Annotated in this window: 22 protein-coding genes; 13 read left to right on the forward strand and 9 right to left on the reverse strand. The window is 69.5% G+C overall.

Annotation, left to right across the window (positions count from 1 at the left end):
* Window positions 1-7: 7 nt before the first annotated feature.
* Window positions 8-712 (reverse strand): glucose-6-phosphate isomerase family protein, encoded by a 705-nt coding sequence (locus ACIOSY_RS07130; protein WP_400851240.1) that lies wholly within the window; start codon window positions 710-712, stop codon window positions 8-10.
* A gap of 279 nt (window positions 713-991) precedes the next feature.
* Between ACIOSY_RS07130 and ACIOSY_RS07135 the strand changes: the two genes are divergently transcribed.
* Window positions 992-1498, forward strand: a complete 507-nt coding sequence (locus ACIOSY_RS07135; protein ID WP_400851243.1) for a hypothetical protein — start codon at window positions 992-994, stop codon at window positions 1496-1498.
* Between the two features lie 461 nt (window positions 1499-1959).
* The gene (locus tag ACIOSY_RS07140; RefSeq protein ID WP_400851245.1) at window positions 1960-2349 is read left to right on the forward strand and encodes a hypothetical protein; all 390 of its coding nucleotides are present in this window, start codon (window positions 1960-1962) and stop codon (window positions 2347-2349) included.
* 564 nt (window positions 2350-2913) lie between these two features.
* Here the strand turns inward: ACIOSY_RS07140 and ACIOSY_RS07145 are convergent.
* Window positions 2914-4542 (reverse strand): DUF222 domain-containing protein, encoded by a 1629-nt coding sequence (locus tag ACIOSY_RS07145; RefSeq protein WP_400851248.1) that lies wholly within the window; start codon window positions 4540-4542, stop codon window positions 2914-2916.
* 380 nt (window positions 4543-4922) lie between these two features.
* Complete coding sequence (locus tag ACIOSY_RS07150; protein ID WP_400851251.1) at window positions 4923-5459, reverse strand: CGNR zinc finger domain-containing protein; 537 nt, start codon at window positions 5457-5459, stop codon at window positions 4923-4925.
* A gap of 39 nt (window positions 5460-5498) precedes the next feature.
* Here ACIOSY_RS07150 and ACIOSY_RS07155 point away from each other — a divergent pair, with 39 nt between their 5' ends.
* The 5 genes from ACIOSY_RS07155 to ACIOSY_RS07175 all read left to right on the forward strand — a co-directional run bounded on the left by ACIOSY_RS07155 (window position 5499) and on the right by ACIOSY_RS07175 (window position 11016).
* Window positions 5499-6467: an EamA family transporter gene (locus tag ACIOSY_RS07155; RefSeq protein WP_400851254.1), complete on the forward strand. Its 969-nt coding sequence runs from the start codon at window positions 5499-5501 to the stop codon at window positions 6465-6467.
* A gap of 176 nt (window positions 6468-6643) precedes the next feature.
* Entirely contained in the window at window positions 6644-7318 is a 675-nt protein-coding gene (locus ACIOSY_RS07160) for a GntR family transcriptional regulator (RefSeq protein ID WP_400851257.1), read from the forward strand.
* A complete protein-coding gene (locus tag ACIOSY_RS07165; RefSeq protein ID WP_400851260.1) occupies window positions 7315-8841 on the forward strand; it encodes an MmgE/PrpD family protein in 1527 nt (508 codons plus the stop codon). The genes ACIOSY_RS07160 and ACIOSY_RS07165 overlap by 4 nt, the downstream gene beginning before the upstream one ends.
* A 136-nt stretch (window positions 8842-8977) precedes the next feature.
* Entirely contained in the window at window positions 8978-9880 is a 903-nt protein-coding gene (prpB, locus tag ACIOSY_RS07170; protein WP_400851263.1) for a methylisocitrate lyase, read from the forward strand.
* Between the two features lie 2 nt (window positions 9881-9882).
* A complete protein-coding gene (locus ACIOSY_RS07175) occupies window positions 9883-11016 on the forward strand; it encodes a bifunctional 2-methylcitrate synthase/citrate synthase (protein WP_400851266.1) in 1134 nt (377 codons plus the stop codon).
* A gap of 76 nt (window positions 11017-11092) precedes the next feature.
* Here ACIOSY_RS07175 and ACIOSY_RS07180 read toward each other — a convergent pair whose 3' ends face one another.
* Together ACIOSY_RS07180 and ACIOSY_RS07185 are read right to left on the reverse strand one after the other, a co-directional pair.
* Window positions 11093-11401, reverse strand: coding sequence for a pore-forming ESAT-6 family protein (locus ACIOSY_RS07180; RefSeq protein WP_400851269.1), 309 nt, complete (start codon window positions 11399-11401; stop codon window positions 11093-11095).
* Between the two features lie 20 nt (window positions 11402-11421).
* Window positions 11422-11766: a hypothetical protein gene (locus ACIOSY_RS07185; RefSeq protein ID WP_400851271.1), complete on the reverse strand. Its 345-nt coding sequence runs from the start codon at window positions 11764-11766 to the stop codon at window positions 11422-11424.
* A 190-nt stretch (window positions 11767-11956) separates the two neighbouring features.
* Here ACIOSY_RS07185 and ACIOSY_RS07190 point away from each other — a divergent pair, with 190 nt between their 5' ends.
* From ACIOSY_RS07190 to ACIOSY_RS07215, 6 genes are all read left to right on the forward strand, one after another.
* On the forward strand, window positions 11957-12766 hold the full coding sequence (locus tag ACIOSY_RS07190; RefSeq protein WP_400851273.1) for an FHA domain-containing protein: 810 nt from the start codon (window positions 11957-11959) through the stop codon (window positions 12764-12766).
* A complete protein-coding gene (locus ACIOSY_RS07195; RefSeq protein ID WP_400851276.1) occupies window positions 12759-13028 on the forward strand; it encodes a hypothetical protein in 270 nt (89 codons plus the stop codon). The genes ACIOSY_RS07190 and ACIOSY_RS07195 overlap by 8 nt, the downstream gene beginning before the upstream one ends.
* The gene (locus tag ACIOSY_RS07200) at window positions 13025-14422 is read left to right on the forward strand and encodes an EsaB/YukD family protein (protein WP_400851279.1); all 1398 of its coding nucleotides are present in this window, start codon (window positions 13025-13027) and stop codon (window positions 14420-14422) included. Before ACIOSY_RS07195 ends, ACIOSY_RS07200 begins: the two co-directional genes overlap by 4 nt.
* Window positions 14419-15225 (forward strand): hypothetical protein, encoded by an 807-nt coding sequence (locus tag ACIOSY_RS07205; RefSeq protein ID WP_400851282.1) that lies wholly within the window; start codon window positions 14419-14421, stop codon window positions 15223-15225. The genes ACIOSY_RS07200 and ACIOSY_RS07205 overlap by 4 nt, the downstream gene beginning before the upstream one ends.
* Entirely contained in the window at window positions 15222-19166 is a 3945-nt protein-coding gene (eccCa, locus tag ACIOSY_RS07210) for a type VII secretion protein EccCa (RefSeq protein WP_400851285.1), read from the forward strand. Before ACIOSY_RS07205 ends, eccCa begins: the two co-directional genes overlap by 4 nt.
* A 258-nt stretch (window positions 19167-19424) precedes the next feature.
* Complete coding sequence (locus ACIOSY_RS07215) at window positions 19425-20870, forward strand: hypothetical protein (protein ID WP_400851288.1); 1446 nt, start codon at window positions 19425-19427, stop codon at window positions 20868-20870.
* 103 nt (window positions 20871-20973) lie between these two features.
* Here ACIOSY_RS07215 and ACIOSY_RS07220 read toward each other — a convergent pair whose 3' ends face one another.
* The 4 genes from ACIOSY_RS07220 to ACIOSY_RS07235 all read right to left on the reverse strand — a co-directional run bounded on the left by ACIOSY_RS07220 (window position 20974) and on the right by ACIOSY_RS07235 (window position 25799).
* Window positions 20974-22509 (reverse strand): alpha-N-arabinofuranosidase, encoded by a 1536-nt coding sequence (locus ACIOSY_RS07220; RefSeq protein ID WP_400851291.1) that lies wholly within the window; start codon window positions 22507-22509, stop codon window positions 20974-20976.
* Window positions 22510-22591: 82 nt separating this feature from the next.
* On the reverse strand, window positions 22592-23527 hold the full coding sequence (locus tag ACIOSY_RS07225) for a carbohydrate ABC transporter permease (RefSeq protein WP_400851294.1): 936 nt from the start codon (window positions 23525-23527) through the stop codon (window positions 22592-22594).
* Window positions 23527-24465, reverse strand: a complete 939-nt coding sequence (locus ACIOSY_RS07230) for a carbohydrate ABC transporter permease (protein ID WP_400851297.1) — start codon at window positions 24463-24465, stop codon at window positions 23527-23529. The genes ACIOSY_RS07225 and ACIOSY_RS07230 overlap by 1 nt, the downstream gene beginning before the upstream one ends.
* On the reverse strand, window positions 24462-25799 hold the full coding sequence (locus ACIOSY_RS07235) for an extracellular solute-binding protein (RefSeq protein ID WP_400851300.1): 1338 nt from the start codon (window positions 25797-25799) through the stop codon (window positions 24462-24464). The genes ACIOSY_RS07230 and ACIOSY_RS07235 overlap by 4 nt, the downstream gene beginning before the upstream one ends.
* Window positions 25800-25826 lie beyond the last annotated feature (27 nt).

The raw sequence follows: 25826 nt of genomic DNA on the forward strand, positions 1-25826 counted from the left end.
GATCGGGTCAGGCCGAGGGGGTCGGCGTCGTTGCGGTCGACGTCGGGGTTGTTTCTGAGGTCGTTGCCGGGGTCGTTGTCGGGGTCGTTGTCGGGGTTGTCGCGTAGGGGCGCAGGTCGACGGTGGCTGCCGTGCCGTCGGTGGCTGCCGTGTCGTCGGTGGCGCTCGGGGTGGCGCGGTAGGCGCGGGATCCCATGCCGTTCTCGAGCACCCAGCCGTAGTCGTGGCCGGCGCCGCCGGGGTAGACCGCGAGGAATGCGTAGGGCTCGTCGCCGGTGTTGACCGAGCGGTGCGCCCAGCCCGGCGGGATGTAGCCGATGGTGCCGGGGAGCATGTCGAGCCATTCGGTGCGCTCGCCGTCGAACATGAGCAGTCCGCCGCGGCCCTTGAGGGCGAGGTAGATCTCGCCCTGGTGGTTCGGGTGCTGGTGGCCCTTGGTCATCCAGAGTTCGCCGGAGGTGTCGCCGGGCATGATCGTGGTGATCGACTGGGGGAGTTCGCGGTCGATCTCGGGGACCGGCGAGCTGACGACGCTGTAGACGACCGGGTTGTCGCCCTCGGCTGCGGTCTTCCATGCGTCGTGGTCGAGGAAGAGGCCCTCGAGGTCCGACATCCGCCGCGTGAGCGTGGGGCCCTCGGGGGAGAGGGTCAGCTTCTCGGCATCGAAGGCGATGGCCATCGGCGAGATCGGCGGAGTGTGGAACGCGGGCATGGGTGCTCCTTGTCGCGGTGTGCGTCGTTGCACAGGCGCGAGAACCGCAACCTGTAATAACAAGTGAGCATACCTGTTATGACAGGTTCGCGTCCAGTATCGGGTGCGCATCCGCGCGAGAGAAGGTGCGCGGGAGAGCGGTGGGGGTGGGGGCGTGATTCATGCGGCCCGGTGCAGCGCGCGGCTGCGCCGCCCGTCGGATGCTCCTGTGGATAACTCGAACGTGGGAGCTCATATTCGGGCTACTTTGTGGCGGTGATCTCGAGACTGACCCGTGCCGTGCCCATGCTGCTGCTCGCCCTGGCGGCGACCACGATGAGCGGATGCGCTCCCGAACCCCAGCCCAGCCCGACGCCGACCCCCGCATTCGCGTCGGAAGAAGAAGCCTTCGCCGCGGCGGAAGAGGTCTATCGGGCGTATAACGAGGCGGGGAACGCGCGAATCGCCGGCGAGTCAACACCGGATCCGCAGGACTATCTGATTGGTGAGGCGCTGGAGGCCGACATGGAAGGCCTCAGGTTCTTGAGCGAGCAGGGACTTCGCTTGACCGGCGAGGGGGTCCTCGCCGCCTTCAGCGGGATCGACGTCATGGACGCTGAAGGCAGTGTCACGATCACCGCGCTAGTTTGCCTAGATGGCACCGCCATCCACGTGCTCGACGCAGGAGGAATTGACGCGACGCCAGAAGGCAGGGAGGAGATCGTCGCTCAGGTTGTGACATTTATCGGGAGTCAAGCCGAGATGCAGATCGCGAAGGAGTCTGCGGCGGCGGCCGAGCAATGCTGATCGGACGAACTGCCGCAGTCACCTTTGCGCTGGCGCTGCAACTAGCTCTTCCCGCGACTCCCGCAATTGCTTCGTCCCAGGACTGTTCAGCGGCGATCAAGCTCGCAGGCCTTTGCTCATCGAACAACGGAACCTCCGTCACCGTCTCGAGCGACCGCTCGACACCTCAATCTCCTGGCCGGTCCGCGGGGCCGTCGAACCCCGGAGGATCGGGCTCGCCTGCTACCGCGGGACCGACTGCAGAAGAGCGGGAGCGCGCCGGAAGTGCGACGTGCGTCGTCGCGCATCTCGGAGACGGCAGCTACTGCAACCTCCGATTCCCCGCCGATGCCCCGACTCCGACGACTGCTGCGGCGCCCGCCGCGGCTCCTGCTGTCACGATCACGGACCTCGCCAGTTTCTCTCCGGCGACCGCGACGGCGACGGGCGAACCCTCGAATCTTGGAGTCGCCGGTCTGCCGATGAACTTCGTGGCGTCGGCATCCGCCCATGTGCGCACGGGGACGCTCTTCGGTGCTCCGATCAGTGTGCGTTTCACGCCGGTCGGTTTCGACTTCCGCTATGGCGATGGCGGCACGGCCAACCTGTCTACCGGCGGCAGCACCTGGACCACGCTCGGTCAGGCGCAGTTCACGCCCACTGCCACGAGTCACGTGTATCGCGACCGCGGCACGTACGACGCTGACGTCACCGTGCGCTATACGGCCGAAATCGATGTCGGAGCCGGCTGGATACCCATTGATGGGGAGCTGTCGGTTCCCGGCCCCACGCAACAGATCCGCATCTACGAAGCCCACACGGCCCTCGTCGAGTACACCTGCTCCGAACGTCCGACGGCGAGGGGCTGCTGACCAGCGGAAGGCGGTCATTGCGGAGGACGCGGAATGGATCAGCGCGGAGGGCGCCGGCCGCCATCACGATGCGGGCCGCCCTCACGATGCGGGCTCGGCTGTGGTGATGGCGGTCGGGGGGGGGGGGGGGGCGGCGGTAGTCGTCTCGGTGAGGCTCGCGGGCCCGGTCGCGATGGCGGTCTTCGTCTCGGACCCGGGGGTGGCATTCTTGATCTCGGTCGCGAGGGCAGCGGTGGTTTCGGGGAGGGCCTGATCTAGGTCTAGGTCTAGGTCTAGGTCTAGGTCTAGGTCTAGGTCTAGGTCTAGGTCTAGGTCTAGGTCTAGGTCTAGGTCTAGGTCTAGGTCTAGGCCTCGGCGGTTGTGGCGATCGGGTGAGGCGGTGGGGCTCGGCGGGACCGGGCTCGATGCGTAGAGCCGCCTCGGAGGCCATGCAGCCCAGCCCAGCCCAGCCCAGCCCAGCCCAGCCCAGCCCAGTCCAGTCCAGTCCAACGCAGCCCGGCCAGGCCCGGGTGCCTGACGCTGCCCAGCCAGTTCGGCCCGGTTCGGGGTGCACCGGGCTGCTCCTCACGTTCGGCTCACGACCCGGACGCGCTCTCGCGAACCCGACTGCCTTGCGGGTCGTGGTTGTCGCCATCGTCGGTGGGGGTCCCACCAGGCGGGGCCGCGGACTTGGGGTGTCCCGTTCTGCATGCGGATTTCCCACCCGGAGGTGTCGAGGGTGCGGTGGTGGTGCCAGCACAACGCGACACCGTTGTCGGTGGACGTGGGGCCACCGCGGGCGTGCTCTTCGACGTGGTGGATCTCGCACCACGCGGCGGGAACGTGGCACCCGGGGATGAGGCACTCCTGGTCGCGGAGGGCGATCGCACGGCGTTGGGGTGTGGTGAAGATCCGGTCGCTGGTGCCGATGCCGATGATCCTGCCCTCGGGGTCGAACAACACCCGCTGGATGCTGCCGCCGCAGGCGGTGTGGCGGGAGGTGGCGATCGAGACGGGGGTGTCGATGCCGTCGACGTGTGCCCATCCGCGCCCGGTGGCGTAGTCCTCGGCCGTCACGGAGACGATGAGTGTGGGTGCGGCGCCGCCGAGACGGGGCGTGTCGTCGTGGCGTGCGGCGATCGCGAGGGCTGCGGCGAGGGCGTCGTGCTGTTTCTGTGGACGGGTGCGGGTGTCGATCATCTGCCCGGGGTCACCGCTGGGCAAGAGCGCGTGGTCGGCACGAGACGCGGAAACACTTTCATCGAGCGCGTCGTCAACCGCGTGACTGTGCGCGTCGACCGCGTCTCCAACGACGTGACCGTAAGCATCGAGCGCGTCTCCATCGCCAACCGCACCCCGGTGCCCCTCCCCGTGACCATCGGAGGGCATGAATCGCACGCCGGGCAGGGGTGGCCCGTCGACTTTGGGGTTGAGGTACGCGTCCAAGATGCGCTGCAACTGTCCGGCCGCTTCGGGGAGCAGTGCACCACGAATCGGGATGACTCCATCTTTCGCGCGCCCGAGCGTGATCCCGCGGGCGCGCATCGCGCGCTCGTGCGCGGGCTCTGCACCGTCGGGGTCGAGATACGCGACGATCGCCTGCGCGAGGAACCGGAGATCCTCGGGCGTTGCCGGGGGAGCGGCGTCGCCCTCGCGGGCTTCGGGAGCGTCTGCGTCCGCAGCGTCGACCGCGGCCAGCCCGCGTGCATACCCGGCCAGTTCCGCATCGGCCGCCCACCGGTCCGCGGCCCCGACCCGGGGTCCTGCCTGTTCGATCGGTGTCGTCGCGGCCAACAACCCCGCGACCCCGATCGCCCCGCCCAGCATCGCTTCCCGCAGCGCGGGCCACCGCGCAGGCAAGGGGGCCCCGGTGGTGAACTCCACATCGCGGTGCACGATCTTCGCCGCTTTCACGATTCGCGCGGCCCCGGCGGTATCGGTGCGCAGTATGCGTTGGAGGAGGTCGTTCGTGGTGCGGCATCCGAATCCTGCCGCGAACGTCACCTCTCCAGGCCCCGCCGGCCGCGAATCGACGGATGCGACCGTCTCGACGATCACCGCATCGACGCGCCGCTGCACCTCACCCGCAACGCGAAGGACCCGCATCGCCTCGGCATCCGACACTCCCGCAAACCCCACCGACGCCCCGTCAACGCGCAGCAGCAGATCGAGGTCGGCGACGACTCGATCCAGCACATCCGCGGCGTTCTTCATACCCCGAAGTCAACCCGCAACCACCGACATTCCGACCCGCAAACCCCAGATCAGAAAAGATATCCCCACAAACCGTGGACAACCCCGAAACGACCCCCACCCGTGCAGGACAGGTCCAACCACGCGCCCGACGAACACCTACGAACCCACACGAACTCGCGCACCCGACGAACCCTGACGAACCCAGGCGAACCCCCGACGAATCCGGCACCCCCCACGAGCGCCGTCGGCCCCCGCGAACCCGACGAACGCCTACGCACCCGATGAGCCCCACGCACCCGACGAACGCTCGCCGATCGCACGAACGAACGGGCAACCAAAACGAACGCGCGAACGAACGAACCCGCGAACGAACGCCCCCGCGAACGAACGCCCTCGCTCTACCCCTCCGCCTGCCGGGCGCGATACGCGGCGACGGCGTTGCGATTCGCGCACGCCGTCGAGCAGTACCTCTTCGACCGATTGCGGCTCAGGTCGAGCGCGATCGCCTCGCAGGTGTCGTCGTCGCAGATCGACAGACGCGAACCTTCGTCTTGCCGGATCACATCGATCAGCGCCATGGCCGTCTCGATGAGCACGCGCTCGGCGAGGGGGCGCTCGTCGCCGACGGCGTGCAGGTGCCAGTCGGTGTCGCCGTGGCGCACGAGCTGCGCGTCGAGTCGGGTCTCGGTGAGCACGGAGTTGACCCGCGTGGCCATCTCGTCGCGCGGGGCGAGCAGCAGCCCGCGCAGCCGCGGCCGGATGGCGCGCAGATCTGCGAGCTCGGCGTCATCGCGGTCGATCCGCCCGGTGTAGGGGAACTCCTCGAGGAACTCCCGCTCGTCATCGAGTGTGGAGAGGGTATCCGGATGCTCGGCCGAATTGACGAGCCAGACGGATGCCTGCAGAGCATCCGCCGTGTCATCGGTGAAGATCATGTTGACATCTTACATCGCACGCGAGTAGCGTCACACCCCATGAGCACTGTGACCGATGACGTGCGCACGGCGCGGGGTGTGAAGCTGGGCCTTCCGCTCGCGATCGGCGCCGCCTTCGCCTTCGGCATGTCGGGCGGCTGGGCGCGCGGGCTCATCGACCCGGGCTGGACTCCGGGCGCCGCCGTCACCGCCCGCATCTGGGTCGCCGCCCTCGTGCTGCTGATCCCGACGATCCTCTCTCTGCGCGGGCGCTGGGGGCTGCTGCGCCGCAACGCCGGCATGATCGCCGCCTACGGACTCCTCGCCGTCACCGCCACGCAACTCTTCTACTTCCAGGCCGTTGCCGTGATGGACGTCGGCATCGCCCTGCTCATCGAATACACCGCGCCGGTCGCGGTGATCCTCTGGCTCTGGATCCGCCGCGGCGAGAAGCCCAGCCGCCGCAGCATCCTGGGCGCGATCATCGCGTTCGTAGGCCTCGTGCTCATGCTCGACGTCGTGACCGGCGCCGCCGTGAACGTGCCGGGCGTGCTCTGGGCACTCGGCGCCATGGTCGGCGCGGCGACGTACTTCGTGCTCTCGGCCAAGGCCGACACCGGTCTGCCACCCCTCGCCCTCGCCGGCAGCGGGCTTCTGCTCGGTGCCCTCGGCCTCACGATCGCCGGCGCGATCGGCGTGCTCCCGCTCGCCTGGACCACCGACGACATCGCCTACCGCTTCGGCAGCGTGCCCTGGTTCGTGCCGGTGCTCGCGATGGGCGTGCTCGCGACGGGGCTCGCCTACGTGCTCGGCATCGCCTCGACGCGGATGCTCGGATCCCGCCTCGCCTCGTTCGTCGCCCTCGCCGAGGTTGTCGCCGCACTGCTGTTCGGCTGGCTGCTGCTCGGCCAGTTGCCCGATCTGTTGCAGGCGCTCGGTGGTGCGCTCGTGCTCGCCGGCGTGATCGTCGTGAAACTCGGCGAGCCCGCGCCGCCGGAGTTCGTCGAGCCGGTGCCTGAACGGTCGTAGGTCCTTCGTCTCGCTGCGCTCGCTCGGGAACCGGTGAGTGCGAGAGCTGCGCTCGCTCAGGAACCGGTGAGTGCGAGAGCTGCGCTCGCTCAGGAACCAAGACGTCTGTGCATACGAACGGATGCTCAAACTCAACCCAAGGCCCGAAACTCGGCACTTGTGTATACACTCGAACCATGACCCTCTCCGTCGAGCGCACTGCGGGCGACCGCGCCTACGCCGCCCTGCTCGACGGCATCCAATCGGGAACCCTCCCCGCGGGCACCGTGCTGGGCGAGGTCGAACAGGCCGCCCGCCTCGGCGTGAGCCGCACGCCGCTGCGCGAGGCCCTGCGCCGCCTGGCCGCCGATGGACTCGTCGTGCAGCAGTCGCCGCGCGTCACCGTGGTCGCCGATCTCGATGCCGACGATATCCGCGAGCTCTTCGAGATCCGTCGAGCGCTCGAAGAGACATCCGCCCGCCTCGCCGCCACCCGCGGAGACGCCGCCGCCTTCGCCGCCCTCGCCGACGAGTTCTCGCGCGTCGACCTCGAAGCCGGCGAGGGCCGTGACGCCTACTACGCCCTGATCGCCCGCTTCGATGCCGCCCTCGACGGGGCCGTCGCCAACGACTACATCGCCTCGGCGCTACGCACCGTGCGCACCCATCTCGTGCGCGTGCGGCGGATGGCCCGCGACAAGCCGGCCCGGCTCGCCGCATCCGCCGCCGAGCACCGCACCATCGCCGAGGCGCTCGGCGCCCGCGACGGCGACCTCGCCGCGCACGCCACGCACGTGCACCTGCACAATGCGCTCACCAGCATCCTCGACTCCCTCCCCGACCCGGAAACAGACAGTGAAGGACGATCATGACCGTCACCCACCACGTCCGCGTGCACCGCAGCGACGAGAACCTCGCCCGTGAAGACCAGCTCGCCTGGAAGATCGCCGAGGTCGCCGCCGACCCGGTAGAGGTCGAACAGCCCGTCGTCGACATGATCATCAACCGCATCATCGACAACGCCTCGGTGGCCGCGGCATCCCTCACCCGCGCCCCGATCAACGCGGCGCGCGCACAGGCCTTCAGCCACCCCGTCTCGACCGGCGGTGTCGGCGCGAACCTGTTCGGTGCAGCCCTCGACCGTCGTACCAGCCCCGAGTGGGCGGCCTGGGCGAACGGCGTCGCCGTGCGCGAGCTCGACTACCACGACACGTTCCTCGCGGCGGAGTACTCGCACCCGGGCGACAACATCCCGCCGATCCTCGCGGTCGCACAGCACGTCGGCGCCGACGGGCGGGCGCTGGTGCGCGGCATCGCGACCGGCTACGAGGTTCAGATGGATCTGGTGCGAGCGATCTGCCTGCACAAGCACAAGATCGACCACGTCGCCCACCTCGGCCCGTCGGCCGCAGCCGGCATCGGCACCCTCCTCGGACTCGACGTCGAGACCATCTACCAGGCCGTCGGGCAGGGGTTGCACACCACCACCGCCACGCGGCAGAGCCGCAAGGGCGAGATCTCGACCTGGAAGGCGCACGCCCCGGCTTTCGCGGGCAAGATGGCCGTCGAGGCGGTCGACCGCGCGATGCGCGGACAGACCAGCCCCGCCCCCATCTACGAGGGCGAAGACGGCGTGATCGCGTGGATGCTCGACGGCAAGGATGCCGCGTACGAGGTGCCGCTGCCCGCCCCGGGCGAGGCGAAGCGCGCCATTCTCGACTCGTACACGAAGGAGCACTCGGCTGAGTACCAGGCCCAGGCGTGGATCGACCTGGCCCGCAAGCTCGGCACCGAGAACCCGGCGCTGCGCGACCCCGCCAACATCGCGTCGATCGTGCTGCACACCAGCCACCACACGCACTACGTGATCGGCTCGGGCGCGAACGACCCGCAGAAGTACGACCCGACGGCGTCGCGCGAGACGCTCGATCACTCGATCCCCTACATCTTCGCGGTGGCGCTGCAGGACGGCGGGTGGCACCACGTCGACTCCTACGCCCCCGAGCGCGCGGGCAGGGAAGACACCGTCGCCCTGTGGCACAAGATCACCACGGCGGAAGATGCCGAATGGACGCGCCGCTACCACTCCGAAGACCCCGATGTGAAGGCGTTCGGCGGTCGCGTCGAGTTCCACCTGACCGATGGTTCGACCGTCGTCGATGAGATCGCCGTCGCCGACGCGCATCCGCTCGGTGCCCGTCCGTTCGCCCGCGACAACTACATCGCGAAGTTCCGTCTGCTGGCCGAGCCCGTGCTCGAGCCCGCCGAGATCGAGCGCTTCCTCGCCCTCGTGCAGCGGCTGCCCGAGCTCACCGCCGACGAGGTCGGCGAGCTGTCGATCATCGCGAAGCCGGGTCTGCTCGACGCCGCACCGTCGCCTGCGGGGCTGTTCTGATGGGTTGGGGCCGCGCGTGCCCCCGCACAACTTCGGAGTTCGAGGCCGACACGCCGCGCTCAGCATCCGATCTCCGGCGTGCCGGAGCGAATCTCCGAAGTTGTGCTCGGCAGCCGAAGGCGAAGGGGACGAACTGATGCTGTACTCCACGACCACGCCCGCCGAGAAGCGGCGGATCTTCCGCGAGCGCCTCGCGAGCGGCGAACTGCTGCGGTTCCCCGGCGCGTTCAACCCGCTGAGCGCGCGCCTCATCGAGCAGAAGGGCTTCGACGGCGTCTACATCTCGGGCGCTGTGCTCTCGGCCGACCTCGGACTCCCCGACATCGGCCTCACGACCCTGACCGAGGTCGCCGGGCGGGCGAAGCAGATCGCCCGCATGACCGAGCTGCCCGCGATCGTCGACGCCGACACCGGCTTCGGCGAGCCGATGAACGTGGCCCGCACCATTCAGGAGCTCGAGGATGCGGGCCTCGCCGGCACCCACATCGAGGACCAGATCAACCCCAAGCGGTGCGGTCACCTCGACGGCAAGAGCGTCGTCGACGAGAACACGGCGATCAAGCGCATCCGCGCCGCCGCCGATGCTCGCCGCGACGAGAACTTCCTCATCATGGCGCGCACCGACATCCGCGCGATCGAGGGGCTGGATGCCGCGATCGATCGGGCGAAGGCGCTGGTGGATGCCGGGGCCGACGCGATCTTCCCCGAGGCGATGCGCGACCTGGCCGAATTCGAGGCGATGGCGAACGCGCTCGACGTGCCGATCCTCGCCAACATGACCGAGTTCGGCAAGAGCGAGCTCTTCTCGACGTCGCAGCTGCAGAGCGCCGGCGTGAACATCGTCATCTGGCCGGTGTCGCTTCTGCGCACCGCGATGGGCGCGGCGGGCCGTGCGCTCGATACGCTGAACGACGAGGGGCATCTGACCTCGAAGCTCGGCGAGATGCAGCACCGCGCCGACCTCTACGAACTGATCGACTACGAGTCGTACAACCACTTCGACTCGGGCGTCTTCAACTTCACCATCACGAAGGAGTGACCATGACCGAGCCGGACATCAAGAAGGGCCTCGCGGGCGTCGTCGTCGACACGACCTCGATCTCGAAGGTCAATCCCGAGACCAACAGCCTGCTCTACCGCGGGTATCCGGTGCAGGAGCTCGCGGCGACGCAGTCGTTCGAAGCCGTCGCCTACCTGCTGTGGAACGGCGAGCTGCCCACGCCTGAAGAGCTGGCGGCGTTCCGCGTCGAGGAACGCGCGCACCGCGCGCTCGCCGACAACGTGAAGGCGGCCATCGACCTCGTTCCCGTGACCGCGCACCCGATGGACGAGGTGCGCACGGCCGTCAGCCTCATCGGGGCATCGGATGCCGGTGCGGGAGGTTCGGTGCTCGATGCGGGCGGCAGCCCGGAGGAGAACCTCGAGCGCAGCATCCGCCTGTTCGCCGCACTGCCGGCGATCGTGGCCTACGGTCAGCGCCGCCGCCGCGGGCAGGAGATCATCGCACCGCGCGACGACCTCGACTACTCCGCGAACTTCCTCTGGATGACGTTCGGAGAACTGCCGGATCCGGTGGTGGTCGACGCGTTCAACCGCTCGATGATCCTGTACGCGGAGCACTCCTTCAACGCCTCGACGTTCACCGCTCGCGTGATCACGTCGACGCTCAGCGACCTGTACTCGGCGGTCGTCGGGGCGATCGGCGCCCTCAAGGGCCCGTTGCACGGAGGAGCGAACGAGGCCGTGCTGCACATCTTCGACGACATCGGTTCGGCCGAGAACGTCAAGCCGTGGCTCGACAAGGCGCTCGCCGAGAAGCGCAAGATCATGGGCTTCGGCCACCGCGTGTACAAGAAGGGCGACTCGCGGGTGCCGACCATGAAGGCGGCCCTCGACACGCTCGTCGAGCACTACGGTCGCGACGATGTCGCCGATCTCTACTCGGCGCTCGAATCGGAGTTCGTCGCACGCAAGGGCATCTACCCGAACCTCGACTACCCCTCGGGCCCCGCGTACAACCTGATCGGCTTCGACACCCTCACCTTCACGCCGCTGTTCGTCGCGGCGCGGGTCACCGGGTGGACGGCCCACGTGATCGAGCAGGCCGGGGCGAACGCCCTGATCCGCCCGCTGTCGGAGTACGTCGGACCCGATGAGAGGCACGTCGCGGTCTGAGCATCCGCTCACGCGCGGAAGGCTGGGCCCTTCGATGAGTCGAGGGACCCAGCCTTCTGCGCAACGGCGGATGCCGTCAGCCGATGTTCTCGACGGCGGCGCGGGCGCGCGACCCGGCCTGTGAGGCGGTGCCGTCGTTGCCCTCCATGGTGCTGCGGAGCACGGTGATGATGGTGCGCACCTCGTCGGCGGCGCGCTTCCACCGGATCTCCTTGCTCTGGTACTCGTCGGAGACGCCGTCGGCCGAGTAGTCGGACATGGCGTTCTGCACGGCCTTGTCGCGGTCGGCGATCAGGCTCTCGAGCAGCCCGGCGACGCGGTTGAATTCTCCCTGCACCTCTTGCGAGGCGGCGACGCTGTAGGCGCGGCGGTCTTCATGTGCCATCTGTGGTTCTCCTCGTCGTCTCAGCGGGATCCGCCGAAGCGGGCGGCGTCGAACGCGGCCCCGCTCTCGGCGCTGCGGGTCTGGTCGACCATCTCGGATTCGCCCTCGCGGAAGGCGCGGTCCATGCCCGAGATGCCGCCGAGCACCGCGGCCAGCGAGCCGTTCAGTTCGGCCGCGACCTCGTCGGTGCGGTTCTTGAAGCTGTCGAATGCGGCCTTCGCCGCGCCCGCGTGCACCTGCATCAGGGGATCGGCGGCGACCACGAGCTGCTTCACGAGCGCTCCGAGATCGTCGCTCGAGCCTGACGTCTGCTTCGTGAGGACGCTCAGCGTCTCTGCCCCCATGTCGAATTTCATGCCGGTCATCCCTTTCTTCACGGCCGTCGTCTCGCGTCTGCGAGCCCTCGCCACCCTGTGGGCGAGATGAGCGTAACAGCCGGATCGGACGCCGGAGAAGGGTTTATCCACAGCACGCAAAAGTATCCTGATATGCCATAAATGAGGACACTATGATCTCTTTCGAGGGAGCACGCGACGGTGCTCGGAGGAGGGGATGATGGCGAGCGCCGAGGCAGTTTCGGGCACGGTGGATGCCTTCGTCTTCAGCGTGCGCGCCGAGCCGCGAGCCCGCGCCATCGCCGCCGCGATCGACGTCGTCGTGATCGGTGGAGCGGCCGGAGCATCCGCCGTCGCCCTCTCCCGCGGCGCGGCACCGATCGGTCTGCTCCTGCTGCTGTGCGCGCTCGCCGCGGGCGTCGGCACGGCCGCGTCGCTGGCGATCACGGGGCGCTCGCTCGGCGCGCTCGCCACCGGCACCCGAACCGTCGAACGATCGACCGGCGCCCCACCCGGAGCCCGCCTGGTCGCCGATCTCCTCGCCGGCGTGCTCGTCGCGTGCGACATCCGGCGCGGGCGCGACCCGATCGCCCCCGCCATCGCGCCGTTCCACTTCCCGCAGCGTGCCTCGACCGAGAACACCCCCACCCACGCGCCGAAGAACGCGGTCGCGCTGCTCGACTCCGGGCAGCGTCTTCCCTTCGCGCGGGCGCTCGTGATCGGCCGCAATCCGATGACCGATGCCCGAGGCGATCAGCGGTTCTCGTGGCCAGACCTCTCGCGCACCCTGTCGAAGACGCACGCACGACTCACGTGGGACGGGCGCGACGTGTGGGCGACCGACCTCGGCTCGGCCAACGGTTCCGCGCTGCAGGTGGGCGGCGAGCTCGTGGCGCTCGCATCCTTCGTGCCGAGGCGGATGCCGGCCGACGCGGTGCTCTGGCTCGGAGACCGCAGCATCACGATCGCGGGCGCCCCGGAGCATCCTGCCTCCGACGTGCACGAGCCCCGGGGAGGAGCGGATGCCTGACCTCCGCGATCGCACGCTGATCGAAGAGGCGCGCACGCAGCGCATGCGACACGGATCCGCCCTGCTGCACGGGCGCATCGACGAGCGGCGCACGGTCAACGACAACGTCGGCCGCTTCGTCGGATCACTCATCGTCGCGGCTCTCGCGTGCGCGATCTGCGTCGGCATCTCGTTCGTCACCGACCTGCTCGAGAGGCAGGCCGCCGAGAAGCAGGCGCAGCAGAACGCGTTCGTCGTCTCCTTCACCGAGGAGCGCGCATGAGCGAGTACACCCGTCTGACCGTGCGCGGAACAGCCCGTCGCGCGGAGATCGCCGTGTCGAGCGACGACCCTCTCGGCGCCGTGCTGCCGCAGTTGATCGATGCCCTGCGCGAGCCCGGGGGTGCCGCGGCCCGTCCGCTCGCTCTTCTGACCTCGGTCGGGGAGCCACTCGATCTCGAGCGATCGGCGCGGGAGATGGGTCTCGTCGACGGCTCGGCGCTGCGTCTGCTGCCGTTCGATTCCGCACCGCCGCCCCCGCTCGTCATCGACGTGGTCGATGTGGTCGCCGAAGAGCTGGGGGTGCGTCGCGACCGGTGGGACGGCCGGGCGCGCGGTGCGGTGACCGGTGCGCTGATCGCACTGGCGGCGGCGACGGCATCGGCGGCGCTGCCGCTGGGGGCGGATGCGGGCCTCGTCGCACGCCTGTCGCTTTTCGGGCTCCTGCTGGCCGGGGCGATCGGATTCGGCCTCGGCGGTGCCCGGCGCCCTGCCGTCGCCTTCGCGGTCGCCGCCGCGGGTGCTGCCGTGCCCGCGGCGGTGCACGCCGCGGTGGTCGTCGCGGTGCACACCGCGATGGTCGTCGGCGACCGGTCGGGCGACACGGTGACGGCCGGCACTGCCGCGATGGGGACTGCGGTGGCGACGGTGGTGACGGCGGTCGCACTCGCCGAGGCGGTGGTGCTGATGCTGGGGGTCGGCGTCGCGCAGCGGTCGCGGGGTGCGCTGGTGGGAGGTGCGCTGGGGATCGCGCTGCCCGCACTGCTGTTGCTGTCGAGTACCTGCGGCGTGCCGCCGGTGCGCAGCGCGGCGGTGGTGGGGGTGCTCGCCGTGCTGCTGGTCGGGCTCGTGCCGTGGATCGCCCTGTCGGCGTCCGGGCTGACGGGACTCGACCATCGGGCGGCAGGCCAGGGTGATGTGCGCAGGTCCGCGGCGCTGGGGATCGTGGACGACGCGTACCGCACTCTGACCGGGAGCGTGGCGGCGCTCGCGGTCGGTGCGACGATCTGCGGGGCGCTGCTCTCGACGGCGGGGACCGTCTGGAGCACGTTGCTCGCCGTCGCGCTGGCTGCCGTACTGGTGCTGCGATCGCGGGCGTTTCCGCTGCGCTCGCAGGGGCTGCTGCTGTGGGGAGCAGCGGTCACGATCGTGGTGTGCGGCGCGGCGTCGGCACTCGGCCGGGGCGGGTCGGATGGGGGGATGCTGACCGCCGCCGTGCTCGTGGGCGGCACGGCGGCCGTGGCGGGGATGGCGCGACCGCGCGCGCATCAACGGGCGCGTCTGCGCGCGCTCGGCGACCTGCTCGAGGCGATCGTGGTCGTGGCGCTGCTGCCGCTCGTCGTCGGGGTGTTCGGCATCTATGCCGACCTGCTCGCGCTGTTCGGCGGTGGCGCGTGACGGCGGTCGACGCCCGCGGAGTGCCGGGAGCGCTGTTCGGGAGCATCGCCGGCGTCGGCGCACGCCTCGTCTCGTGGGACGACGCGATCCGGCGACCGGTCGGCGCCGTGCACCGCATCGGGTTCGTACAGCTCGTGGCCGGGGTCGGTGCGACGACGCTGGCGGCCGAGGTCGTGCGGGTGGTCGCCGCGCGCCGAACCGGTCCGCTGCTCGCGATCGATCTGTCGGACGATGGCGGGCTGGCGAACCGCCTCGGCGTCGACGAGGCAGCGGTGCGGGGCGACGGCCGCGCCGTGCGCACCAGTGCGGATGCCGCCGCATCTCTGCAGCGCATCGCGGCGAGTACCTGGGGTGCTCGGCCGTCGGATGCCGCGGCGCACCCCGTAGCCGCCTGGGCGCAGCAGGTCGCGCCCGTGATGCGCTTCCACGAACTGCTCGTCGCGGACTTCGGCCCCCGCGATCCGCAGGGCGACCTGGCGGGTGCGGCCGCACTGTGCGACGTGGTCTGCCTCGTCGCCCCCGCGGAGCGCGGTGCGGGGGAGCGGGCGCGCGTCCTCGCGGAGGCGATCACCGAGATGCCGGAGCATCCGCGTGCGGTGGTCGCCCTGGTCGACGCGGGGCGGGCATCGCGGCGCGTGCCCGCGGTGATCGCCGCGCAGACCGCGCACCCCGTGATCCTGATCCCGCACGATGCGGGGCTGCGCAGCGGTGGCCCGGCGCGGGGGCTGCGCGCACGGCAGGCGATCCTGCATCTCACGAGCCTGCTCGTGGGGGAGTCGACGCCGCCGGAGTCCGGGGCATGACCCAGACGATCGTGCACCGACCCGCCCGCACCTCGAGCCCGCCGGAGGCGCCCGAGACCGTCGTGCTCACCCCGCCACCCGCCAGCAACGATGCGGCCGCCGGCTTCCCGTTGCAGTCGGTGCTCCCCATCGTCGGAAGCCTGTCGTCGATCACGATGATGGTGCTTCTGCGCGGCAATCCGATGTTCGTCGTGATCGGTGCCGTCATCCTCGTCGTCGCGCTCGTCGGCGGCGTCGGCATGCTCTTCACGACGCGGGGCAACGCGGTGCGCCAGCGTCGCCTCCAGCGCGAACGCTATCTCGACCATCTCGAGCAGATGCGCACCGCTCTGCGCGAGCGGGCCGCCCGCACGAGAGAGTCGGCGCTGCGGCGGCATCCGTCGCCTGCGGCACTGATCGAGATCGGTCACGATCCGGCGCGACGGTGGGAATGCCGCCCGACGGATGCGGACTTCCTCGTGGTGCGCGTCGGCACCGGCGATCTCGCGATGCTGCCGATCGTGCTTCCCGAGGAGTCGAATCCGGTCCAGCCGTACGACCCCATCATGAAGGCCGCCGCGGAGCGTCTGGTGCGCGCGGGCGGGGTCGTGCAGGGCATGCCGGCGACCATCGACCTCTCCGCGGGCGGCCAGTACGCGATCGTCGGAGACCGCGCCGCCGCGCTGCAGGTCGCTCGGGGCCTGTCGGCGCAGATCGCGACCTTCCACTCTCCCGACGAGGTGCATCTCGCGGCGGTGGTTCCGGCATCCGCTCGTCGGGAATGGAGAGGGTTCGACCTGCTTCCGCACGTCAACGCTCCCCGCCGCGACGCCGGCCGACCGCTCGCACGACGCATCGCGCCGACCCTCGACGCGCTGCTCGCGGCGATCGGCCCCGAGCTGCGCGATCGGGTGGCGGCCACCACGGCGGCACGGCGGGCAGGGCGCCGCACCCTCCCGGTGCGACTCGTGCTCTTCGTCGACGAGGGCGCCGGCCACGCGACCCCGCTTCCCGCGTGGGATTCGCTTCTCGGCACCGCAGACCTCGGCATCACGGTCGTGCACATCGTCGACGATCGGGTGAAGGAGCCGGGAGCGACCGTCGGACGCATCGTGATCGGGGCCGAGGGGATCGCGATCGAGGGGGTCGCGACGGTCGCGTCGGTGCAGGGAGTGAGTGTGCAGGGAGTGGGTGTGCATGGAGTGGTGGCGGATGCCGTCGCGCCCGCCCTGCTCGAGACCATCGCGCGTCCGCTCGCCGCGCTGCGCATCACGCGGGCGACCGCCACCGAGGCGGCGGATGCCGGGGCGCTCGATCTGTCGGAGATGCTCGGGGTCGGCGATCTGGCCACGATCGACACGCGTCGGGCCTGGCGGCCCCGCGCGCCCGCCGACTTCCTGCGCGTGCCGATCGGCGTCGACGACGCGGGCGGGGCGGTGCTGCTCGATCTGAAGGAGTCGGCCCAGCTGGGGATGGGCCCGCACGGGATCTGCATCGGCGCGACCGGATCGGGCAAGAGCGAGCTGCTGCGCACGCTCGTGCTCGGTCTTGCGGCGACGCACGGGCCCGACGACCTCAGCATGATCCTCGTCGACTACAAGGGAGGGGCGGCGTTCGCGCCGTTCACGCGTCTGCCGCACGTGGCCGGCATCATCGACAACCTCGCCGACGATCCGCAGCTCACCGAGCGGGCGAGAGCGAGCATCCAGGGCGAGGTCGTACGGCGGCAGCGCCTGCTCAAGAGCGCCGACAACTCGGCGTCGATCACGCAGTACCGTCAGCTGCGTGAGACGCGCGGCGACCTCCCGCCGTTGCCGCACCTGTTCCTCGTGATCGACGAGTTCGGCGAGCTGCTCACCGCGGAGCCCGAGTTCGTCGACCTCCTGCTCACGATCGGTCGGATCGGCCGCTCGATCGGCGTGCACCTGCTGCTGTCGAGTCAGCGCATCGAAGCCGGAAAGCTGCGGGGACTCGAGACCTACCTCTCGTACCGCATCGGCATGCGCACCTTCTCGGCGGCCGAGAGTTCGATGGTGCTCGACAGTGCGGATGCGTTCCACCTTCCCGCGATTCCCGGATACGCCTATCTGAAGGTCGACACGTCGGTGTACACGCGACTGCGGGCGGGGTACGTCTCCGGGGCGCTGGCAGACACCGACGACCGGAGTGCGGATGCCGGTGACGACGGTCCGCGACTGCACGTCATCTCGGGCTACGACACCGCGCCCGAGATCGCCGCCGGTTTCGATGGCGGAGAGGAGCGGACGTACGCCGTCGCCCCGCGACCCGAACGCACGCTCGTCGACGCGGTCGTGGAACGCCTGGCGCGCGGGTCGCACCGTACGCGTCCGGTGTGGCTCGCTCCGCTGCCGGATCGCCTCACCCTCGGGGCCGTGCTGCCGTCGAGCGCCGAGGGAGATTCCCCGGATGCCGTCGAGGGCCTGCGCATCCCCCTCGGACTCCTCGACGAACCGGCGCATCAGCGGCAGCATCCGTGGGTGCTCGACCTCGCCCGCTCGGGAGGCCACGTCACCGTGCTCGGTGCTCCGCAGTCGGGCCGGTCGACGTTCCTGCGCACCCTGACGGCATCCGTCGCCTTCACCCGCACGCCCCGCCAGGTGAGCATCTACGCGCTGGACCTCACCGGCGGAGGGCTCGCGCGCGTCGAGGGCTTCCCGCACGTCGGCGACGTCGCGACCCGTGGGCACCGCGAGCGTGCGGGACGGATGCTCGAAGAGCTCGACGCGATGCTCGACATGCGCGAGCGCGTGTTCCGGACGGAGGGTATCGACTCGGTCGACGAGATGCGCCGACGGCATGCCGCGGGGTTGCTCCCGCAGCTCCCGTCGGCCGACATCGTGCTGCTCGTCGACGGCTACGGGGCCCTGCGCTCCGACTTCGACGAACTCGATGAACCGCTGAATCGGCTGCTGGAACGCGGTGGGGGCTACGGCATCCACGTGGTTCTCACGATGACGCGCTGGAACGAACTGCGCGGCACCCAGCAGAGCCTCATCGGCACCCGCGTCGAGCTGCGACTGAACGATCCGAGCGAGTCGCAGGTGTCGCGCAAGCTCTCGGCGACGCTGCGCACCGACGAGCCGGGGCGCGTGCTGACCGACGGATCGGAGTTCGCGCAGATCGCGTTGCCGGTGCTCGAGGAGCACGAGACCTTGGGCATCGGAGACGCGCTCGAGGTGCAGGCCCGACAGGTGGCCGAGGCCTGGGCAGGGCCCGGGGCCACCCCCATCCGCCTGCTGCCGGAAGAGCTGCGCCCCGCCGACCTGACGCATTCGGGCCCGGTGCCTGCGGGGGTTCCGCTCGGTCTGCGTCAGGACACGATGGCCGAGCTGACGCTCGATCTCGCGCGCAACGATCCGCACCTGCTCGTTCTGGGCGACAACGGCTGCGGCAAGACGACGGTGCTGCGCGGGGTCATCGCCGGAGCACTCGCACAGCACACGCCCGACGAGCTGGTCATCGCACTCATGGACGTGCGGGGCGAGCTCGTCGACCGCGTGCCCGAGCCCTATCTCGGCGGGCATGCCGGTTCGGCATCGCTCGCTCGACAGCTCGCCGAGTCGATCGCCGCGGAACTCGCGAAGAGGCAAGCGGCGAAGTCCGGGGGCCCGCGCATCCTGGTGATCGTCGACGACTTCGATGTGCTCGCCGCCGGCGGCACCGAACCGCTTCGGCCGCTGCTGCCCTATCTCGCATCCGCGCGCGATCTCGGACTGAACGTGGTGCTCACGCGTCCGGTGCTCGGGGCATCCCGCGCCATGTTCGACGCCTCACTGCAGGCGCTGCGCGACACCGGTGGATCGACGCTGATCATGAGCGGCGACCGCGCCGAGGGAGCGCTGCTGCCCAAGGTCTTCGCGGAGCAAATGGTGCCCGGCCGCGGCCGGTTCGTGCGCCGCGGCACCGGTGCGACCCTCGTGCAGGTGGCGAAGTTCGAGTAGGTGGGGCGTCGAGCTGCTCGCCGGGGTGCCTTGCGGGGGTGCCACATGCAGGGAGAAAGTACACGTGCAGGGCGGATGCGGCGGATGCTCCCGGCAGGTGTAAATCCTCCCTGCAGGTGACGCGTTGCCCCTGGCGTAAGGGGGAGAAATCGCGGCGTGGTCTGCGGAATCCGTCGCCGGGCCGGTCTTGAGCGGCGGGAAGCGAAGGGTCGCATCGGCATGCCAATATGCCACGCATGACTACACTATGCTACCCGAGTGACTGAACACGAGACACCGGAGAACCCGCCGCAGACCGGGCCCGCGACGCCGAACGAACAGCCCGAGACCGCAGCCTCGGAGGCCGGCGAGCAGGCCGCCCCGCCGACCATCCCGGCCGCGCAGCCCGCCTCGCTCGAGGAGTCCGCCTCGTCCGAGGAGCCCGCCTCGTCCGAAGACGGGGCGCCGGGATATCCGGTCATCCCGCCCGCACTGGCCGATCCGCTGCAGACCCTTTCGGCGCCGAACACGGCGGGATTCTTTCCCGGCGGGCATCAGCTTCCGCAGGGAGTGCCCCAGCCGACGCCGTTCGATCCCGACCGCGGATACGCGCCGGGCCCCGTGCCAGCTCCGAGCCCGCTCGATCCGGCGCTCGCGCCCGGCCCGCTTCCCGAGCAGACCCCTGACGGCTTCGGCCCGAACAAGAAGCTGCCGACGGGGGCGCTGATCGGCGTCATCGCCGGAGGGATCATCGCGGCCCTCGTGCTGGCGGCGGTGATCATCATCCCGCTCGCGAATCGCGGCGGGGGAGCGAGTGGCGACTCCTCGGCTCCGGAGTCCTCGACGCCGGAGGAGTTCGTCGAGGGATACCTGAACGCCGTCGCCGAGGGTGACGCCGATGCGGCGATCACGTACCTCGACACCTCCTCCTACAGCACGGATCTCCTTACCGATGAGGTGCTGAAGTCATCGCTCGAGCTCGGGCCCATCGACGACATCGAGGTGGGCGAGGCGACGGCGGGCGACTACACCCACGTCATCGTGCCGGCCACGTTCACGATCGGCGGCGAGGAGGTGACGCGCGAGTTCGAGATGTATCAGAGCGAGTACAACGGTGACATCACGATGTACAACGGAGCGGCCCGGGTGGCGAACTTCGGTTTCGGCGACATCGGTCTGACGGTCAACGGGGTGGAGGTGCCCGACGATGCCCTGGTATTCCCGGGAACGTACGAGCTCAACACCGCCCTCGAGGAGTTCACGATCGAGGGGGAAACGACGCTCGTGTTCGCCGATGAGAAGAGCGAGGAGGCGTTGCTCTACCTCCGCCCCGAGCTGAGCGACGCGGGTGTAGCGGCGTATCGCGAACTCGTGACGACCTCGCTGCGCGAGTGCCTGGCGATGAAGACGCTGAGTACGCCGTGCGGACTGGACGTCACCAGTGTCGAGCATGACGGCTACGTCGCCGTCGACGGCACGGTGACGCGCGTTTTGAGCACGCAGGGTGAAACGGCGCTCGCCGGCCTCACGGGTAAGGTCGTCGACCGAGCGGTCGTCTCGAAGTTCGGGACCCTCAGCGTCGACATGACGCTCGAGGGGCAGAACGCGGCCGGGCAGCGGAGTCAGATCAAGGTGTCCTGGGGTGCGCAGACGCTCTGGGGGTCGCAGATGCTCGCTCCGAAGGTCGACTTCGCCGCCGAGACCCCGACGGTCGTCTGGGAGTAGTCCCCGGCATCCGCCGTCCCGCAGCGCTCAGGCCGCGAAAAGGCCCGGTATCCACTTCGGATACCGGGCCTTTTCGCGACGGGAACCGTCGACCGGTGCAGGCTCAGGCGCGCGTCACCTCGAGCTCGATGACCGACCACGACAGCGGCGGCAGCGTCGCGCGCACGGCGCCCTCCACGACCTCGGCGCCCGCGAGCGGCACCATGTGCACGGTGTCGGGAGCCGTCTCGAGGTTGGCGGTGCGGCGGTCGCCGCCCTCGGGGATCGTGAGGGTCTCGGCCTGCCGCACGTGCAGATCGCCCAGCCCGTGCAGGTCGATGGTCAGATCGTTCGCCTCGGTGAGCGAGCGGTTCGCGACGAACACGACCACGCGTCCGGTCTGCTCGTCCCAGGTGGCGGCCGCATCGACCGAGTCGACGCCGCCGTAGCGCTTCGTCTCGATCTGCGAGGCCGAGACCGCGAGGCGCAGGATGCGTCCCTTCGCGAGCCGCGCCATGCGCTCGAACGGCCAGAAGCTGGTCTGGCGCCAGGCCGGACCGTTCTCCTCCGAGCGGATCGGTGCGATCACGTTCACGAGCTGCGCCTGGTTGGCGATGCGCACGCGGTCGCCGTGCCGCAGCAGGCTGTTGAGCAGGGTACCCACGACGACGGCATCCGTCACCGAGTAGGTGTCTTCGATGAGTCGCGGATGCTCCCGCCACCCGGCCGCGGCCACCTCGGCGGCCTCGTGGTCGTTGTAGCGCACCTGGTCCCACACGTTCCACTCGTCGAACGAGATGTCGACCTGCTTGGTGTGCTTGCCCGAGGCCTTGACCGCGTCGACGGTGGCGATGACGCCATCGATGAAGCCGTCCATGTCGACCGATTCCGCGAGGAACGACTCGGTGTCGCCGTCGTGCTCCTGGTAGTAGGCGTGCATCGAGACGAAGTCGACCTCGTCGTACGCGTGGGTGAGCACGGTGTGCTCCCACGAACCGAACGTGGGCATCGACCGGCTCGACGAACCGACCGCGACGAGCTCGATGGTGGGGTCGACGAGCTTCATGGCCTTCGCCGACTCCTGAGCCAGGCGCCCGTACTCGGCTGCCGTCTTGCCGCCGATCTGCCAGGGACCGTCGAGCTCGTTGCCCAGGCACCACAGCTTGATGTCGAAGGGCTGCTCGGCACCGTTCTTGCGGCGAAGGTCAGACCAGTACGTGCCGCCGGGGTGGTTGGCGTACTCGACGAGCGCCCGGGCCTCTTCGACGCCACGGGTGCCGAGGTTGATGGCCTCCATGACCTCGACGTCGGCCTCTTTCGCCCAGTCCATGAACTCGTGCAGTCCGAAGGCGTTGGTCTCGATCGTGTGCCAGGCGCCGTCAATGCGCACCGGACGCTCGTCGACCGGGCCGACGCCGTCTTCCCAGCGGTATCCCGAGACGAAGTTGCCGCCCGGGTAGCGCACGACCGTCGGGCCCATCTCCTTCACCAGGGCGAGCACGTCCTGACGGAAGCCGCGCTCATCGGCCTGCGGGTGCCCCGGCTCGTAGATGCCGGTGTACACGCAGCGCCCCATGTGCTCGACGAACGACCCGAAGAGCCTCCGGGGGACGTCGGCGATGGTGAAGTCGCGGTCGATGGTGATGCGGGCGTGAGACATTGCTCTCCTTGATTGCGCCGGTGGATGCTGCGGGGTGGATGCTGCGGGGTGAATGCTGCGGGGTGGGATGCCAGAGCGGGGGTCACTGACCGCCGAAGCCGCTCGTCGCGACTCCCTTGACGATCTGCTTCTGGAAGATGAGGAACACGACGATGAGCGGCAGTGCGGCCAGCACCGCCTGGGCCATGACCTGCGCGTACTGCACGCCGTAGGCGCTGATCACGGTCTGCAGTCCGACCGGCAGCGTCATGAGCGTGGTGTCGTTGATGACGAGGAACGGCCAGAGGAAGTTGTTCCAGGCGCCGATGAACACGAAGATCGCGACGGAGGCGAGGATCGGCCGCGACAGGGGCAGCACGATCGACCAGAACACGCGCAGGCGACTGGCGCCGTCGACGCGCGCCGCCTCTTCGAGTTCGATCGGCACCGCGTCGAAGAATCGCTTCAAGATGAACACCATCGCGGGCGCCACGACCTGCGGCAGGATCAGGCCCCAGTGGGTGTCGATCAGGTTGAAGGCGAGCATCTCGTAGAACAGCGGGATGATCAGCACCTGCGGGGGCACGACGATCGAGGCGATGATCACCACGAACAGCCACTTGCGACCCGTGAAGTCCAACCGCGAGAACGCATAGGCGGCGAGGGCCGAGATCGTGAGAGTGATGAGGGTGACCGCGAGGGCGGTCCACAGGCTGTTCCACGCCCAGATGTAGACGTTGCCCTGCGAGAGGATCGCGACGAATGCCTCGATGGTGGGGCCGGTCGCGCCGATCCATCCGGGGTCGCCGGATGCGGCATCCGTCTCGGTCTTGAACGCGGTCGCGACCGCCCAGAGGAACGGCAGCAGCCAACCGATCGCAAGCAGCGCGAGCACCACGAAGGCGGCGACGCGCAGCGGCGAGAACGCCTTCTGGCCGGGCAGCTTCGGACGAACGGTGCGGCGGTTCTTCGGAACGGTGAGGGTGCGGGTGTGGTCGTCGTTCGGGGCGCCCGTGGGCACGAGGGTGGTGGAGGACATCACTGCTCCTTCTTGCGACGCGTGATCAGAGCCTGCGCGACGCCGATGATGACGATGAGGGCGAAGAAGACGTACGAGATGGCGGCCGAGTAGCCGAACCGGTAGCTCACGAAGCCGGCTTCGTAGATGTACTGCACGATCGAGCGGGTGGTGTCGCTCGCGACGCCGCCGAGCATCTGGTACGCCTGGTCGAACAGCTTGAGCGAGGCGAGGATCTGCAGGATGAGGATCAGCACGGTCGCAGGTCCCAGCTGCGGAAGCGTGATCGACCAGAACTGACGCCATGCGCCCGCCCCGTCGAGCGAGGCCGCCTCGTACTGCTGCGGCGGGATGTTCTGCATCGCGGCCAGGTAGAGCAGGAAGTTGAATCCGACCGTCCACCACACGGTGGCGATGACGATCGAGAGCATGTTCGTCTCGGGGTTCTGCAGCCAGGCGAGCGGTTCGAGCCCGAAGAACTTGAGGATGTTGTTGGCCGCACCGATCTGCGGATTGAAGATCCACACCCAGATCTGCGAGATCACGGTCGAGGCGAGCAGGTATGGCATGAAGAACGACAGCCGCCAGAGCCACTGACCGGGAAGGCCGCGGTCGACGAGCGCCGCCATGAGCAGCGCGATCACGATGAGGGGAACGGTCGACAACAGGGTGAACCAGACGGTGTTGCCCATCGACTGCCACATGATCGGGTCGGTGAGGGCTTCGGCGTAGTTCGCGAATCCGACGAAGCCGCCGCCGGCCCCGGTGAGCGACTGATCGGTGAAGCTGAGGTAGATACCGTGGATGATCGGCCAGGCGAGGAAGAGCACGAACGCGATCAGGAACGGGGCGAGGAACGCCCAGCTGATCAGCTGCTCACGGGAGCCGCTGCGCCGGGGGCGGAAATCGGATGCTCCGCCGGTGACGATGGCGCGCGTGGTGGTGGCGGTGGCGGTCATGGCTTCCACGTCCCCTCGGGGTCGGCGGGGTTGGGTTGGCGCAGGAGCGTGTTGACGCGTGCTTCGAAGCGGTCGATCGCGGCTGCCGGGTCGGCGCCCGAGAGCAGCACGTTCTGCACGGCGGCGCCGAACTCGCCCTGGAAGCTCGAGCCGGAGCCGGTGAACCAGGCGGTGGGGTCGTAGACGACGTTGTCGGCGGCCGAGGCGTAGTGCGCCTGCGGCACGAGGTCGTCGTAGGCGGGGGAGGAGGTGACCGGGAGGTAGGCGGGGATGTGCCCGGCCTCGGCCCAGTCGAACGAGCCCTTGAGCATCTCGGCCACGAAGCGATAGACGAGGTCGCGGCGGGCGTCGTCGGCGTTCGCCTGGTGCGGCAGCACGAACGAGTGCGAGTCGGCGTAGACCGCCGGCGTGCCGTAGAGCGTCGGGATGGTGGTCGCGTCGAACGGAAGGTTCGCCGCCTGCATCGTACGCAGCTCCCACACGCCGGTCATGAGCATGCCGCTCTTGCCGGTCGCGAACTCCGCGATCGCCCCGCCGTAGTCGGCCCGTGCCGCGGCGATCTCGCCGTCGAGCAGGGTCTGCATGAGGGTGAGGGCCTCGACCGCGGCATCCTTGTCGATCACGGCCTTGCCGCCGACCGGAAGCTCGATCTCGAGGCCGTGCTGCGCGTAGAGGCCGTAGAAGAGGCGCCACATCTGCGCGCCGTCGCCGAGGTACCCGTACGAGAGGGCATGCCCGCTGGCCGAGCCGCCGACCTGACGCAGCTGGTCGAGGAACTCCTCGGGCGACGAGGTCTGCTGCAGTTTGCCGTCGGAGTCGAGGACTCCCGCTGCATCGCAGATGTCGGTGTTGAACATCAGCACGAACGGGTGCGCGTCGAGGGCGACGCTGTACAACCGGTCGCCGACGAAGCCCTTCTCCCAGATGGGTCCGGGGAAGGTCGAGCGGTCGACGCCGAGCTCGGCGAGACGGTCGACGTCCCACGTGTCGAGCAGCCCGCCGGGCGCCCAGCCGTTCACGCGGGTGGCGTGCATGATCGCGACGTCGGGGGCGCGGCCGCCGGCGCCCGCCATGGCGAGCTTCGTGTAGTACGGGGTGCCCCAGGCGAGCACGGTGGGGCGGATGCGGTAGTCGGACTGCGCGGCGTTGACCCCGTCGAGCAGCGCCGACATGGTCACGCCGTCGCCGCCCGAGAGCAGATGCCAGAACTGCAGGGTCTCGGTGCGCGAGCTCAGCGGAGAGCCCGGAGCGCACCCGGCGAGAAGCGCCGCGCCGGCGGCGAGTGAGGCGGCAGTGAGGAACTGCCTTCGGGACAGATCGAGCGGGGGCGTCATCGTCACTCCTTCGTGACCGTGGGCGAA

The organism is Microbacterium sp. NPDC087665 (assembly GCF_044743285.1).
Classification (GTDB): Bacteria; Actinomycetota; Actinomycetes; order Actinomycetales; family Microbacteriaceae; genus Microbacterium.

Excerpts from the sequence above, each read along its gene's own strand:
- ACIOSY_RS07130 (WP_400851240.1), bottom strand. The coding sequence starts at position 712 with ATGCCCGCGTTCCACACTCCGCCGATCTCGCCGATGGCCATCGCCTTC.
- ACIOSY_RS07140 (WP_400851245.1), top strand. The coding sequence starts at position 1,960 with ATGAACTTCGTGGCGTCGGCATCCGCCCATGTGCGCACGGGGACGCTC.
- ACIOSY_RS07145 (WP_400851248.1), bottom strand. The coding sequence starts at position 4,542 with ATGAAGAACGCCGCGGATGTGCTGGATCGAGTCGTCGCCGACCTCGAT.
- ACIOSY_RS07150 (WP_400851251.1), bottom strand. The coding sequence starts at position 5,459 with ATGATCTTCACCGATGACACGGCGGATGCTCTGCAGGCATCCGTCTGG.
- ACIOSY_RS07155 (WP_400851254.1), top strand. The coding sequence starts at position 5,499 with ATGAGCACTGTGACCGATGACGTGCGCACGGCGCGGGGTGTGAAGCTG.
- ACIOSY_RS07160 (WP_400851257.1), top strand. The coding sequence starts at position 6,644 with ATGACCCTCTCCGTCGAGCGCACTGCGGGCGACCGCGCCTACGCCGCC.
- ACIOSY_RS07165 (WP_400851260.1), top strand. The coding sequence starts at position 7,315 with ATGACCGTCACCCACCACGTCCGCGTGCACCGCAGCGACGAGAACCTC.
- prpB (WP_400851263.1), top strand. The coding sequence starts at position 8,978 with ATGCTGTACTCCACGACCACGCCCGCCGAGAAGCGGCGGATCTTCCGC.
- ACIOSY_RS07175 (WP_400851266.1), top strand. The coding sequence starts at position 9,883 with ATGACCGAGCCGGACATCAAGAAGGGCCTCGCGGGCGTCGTCGTCGAC.
- ACIOSY_RS07180 (WP_400851269.1), bottom strand. The coding sequence starts at position 11,401 with ATGGCACATGAAGACCGCCGCGCCTACAGCGTCGCCGCCTCGCAAGAG.
- ACIOSY_RS07185 (WP_400851271.1), bottom strand. The coding sequence starts at position 11,766 with ATGACCGGCATGAAATTCGACATGGGGGCAGAGACGCTGAGCGTCCTC.
- ACIOSY_RS07190 (WP_400851273.1), top strand. The coding sequence starts at position 11,957 with ATGGCGAGCGCCGAGGCAGTTTCGGGCACGGTGGATGCCTTCGTCTTC.
- ACIOSY_RS07195 (WP_400851276.1), top strand. The coding sequence starts at position 12,759 with ATGCCTGACCTCCGCGATCGCACGCTGATCGAAGAGGCGCGCACGCAG.
- ACIOSY_RS07200 (WP_400851279.1), top strand. The coding sequence starts at position 13,025 with ATGAGCGAGTACACCCGTCTGACCGTGCGCGGAACAGCCCGTCGCGCG.
- eccCa (WP_400851285.1), top strand. The coding sequence starts at position 15,222 with ATGACCCAGACGATCGTGCACCGACCCGCCCGCACCTCGAGCCCGCCG.
- ACIOSY_RS07220 (WP_400851291.1), bottom strand. The coding sequence starts at position 22,509 with ATGTCTCACGCCCGCATCACCATCGACCGCGACTTCACCATCGCCGAC.
- ACIOSY_RS07225 (WP_400851294.1), bottom strand. The coding sequence starts at position 23,527 with ATGTCCTCCACCACCCTCGTGCCCACGGGCGCCCCGAACGACGACCAC.
- ACIOSY_RS07230 (WP_400851297.1), bottom strand. The coding sequence starts at position 24,465 with ATGACCGCCACCGCCACCACCACGCGCGCCATCGTCACCGGCGGAGCA.
- ACIOSY_RS07235 (WP_400851300.1), bottom strand. The coding sequence starts at position 25,799 with ATGACGCCCCCGCTCGATCTGTCCCGAAGGCAGTTCCTCACTGCCGCC.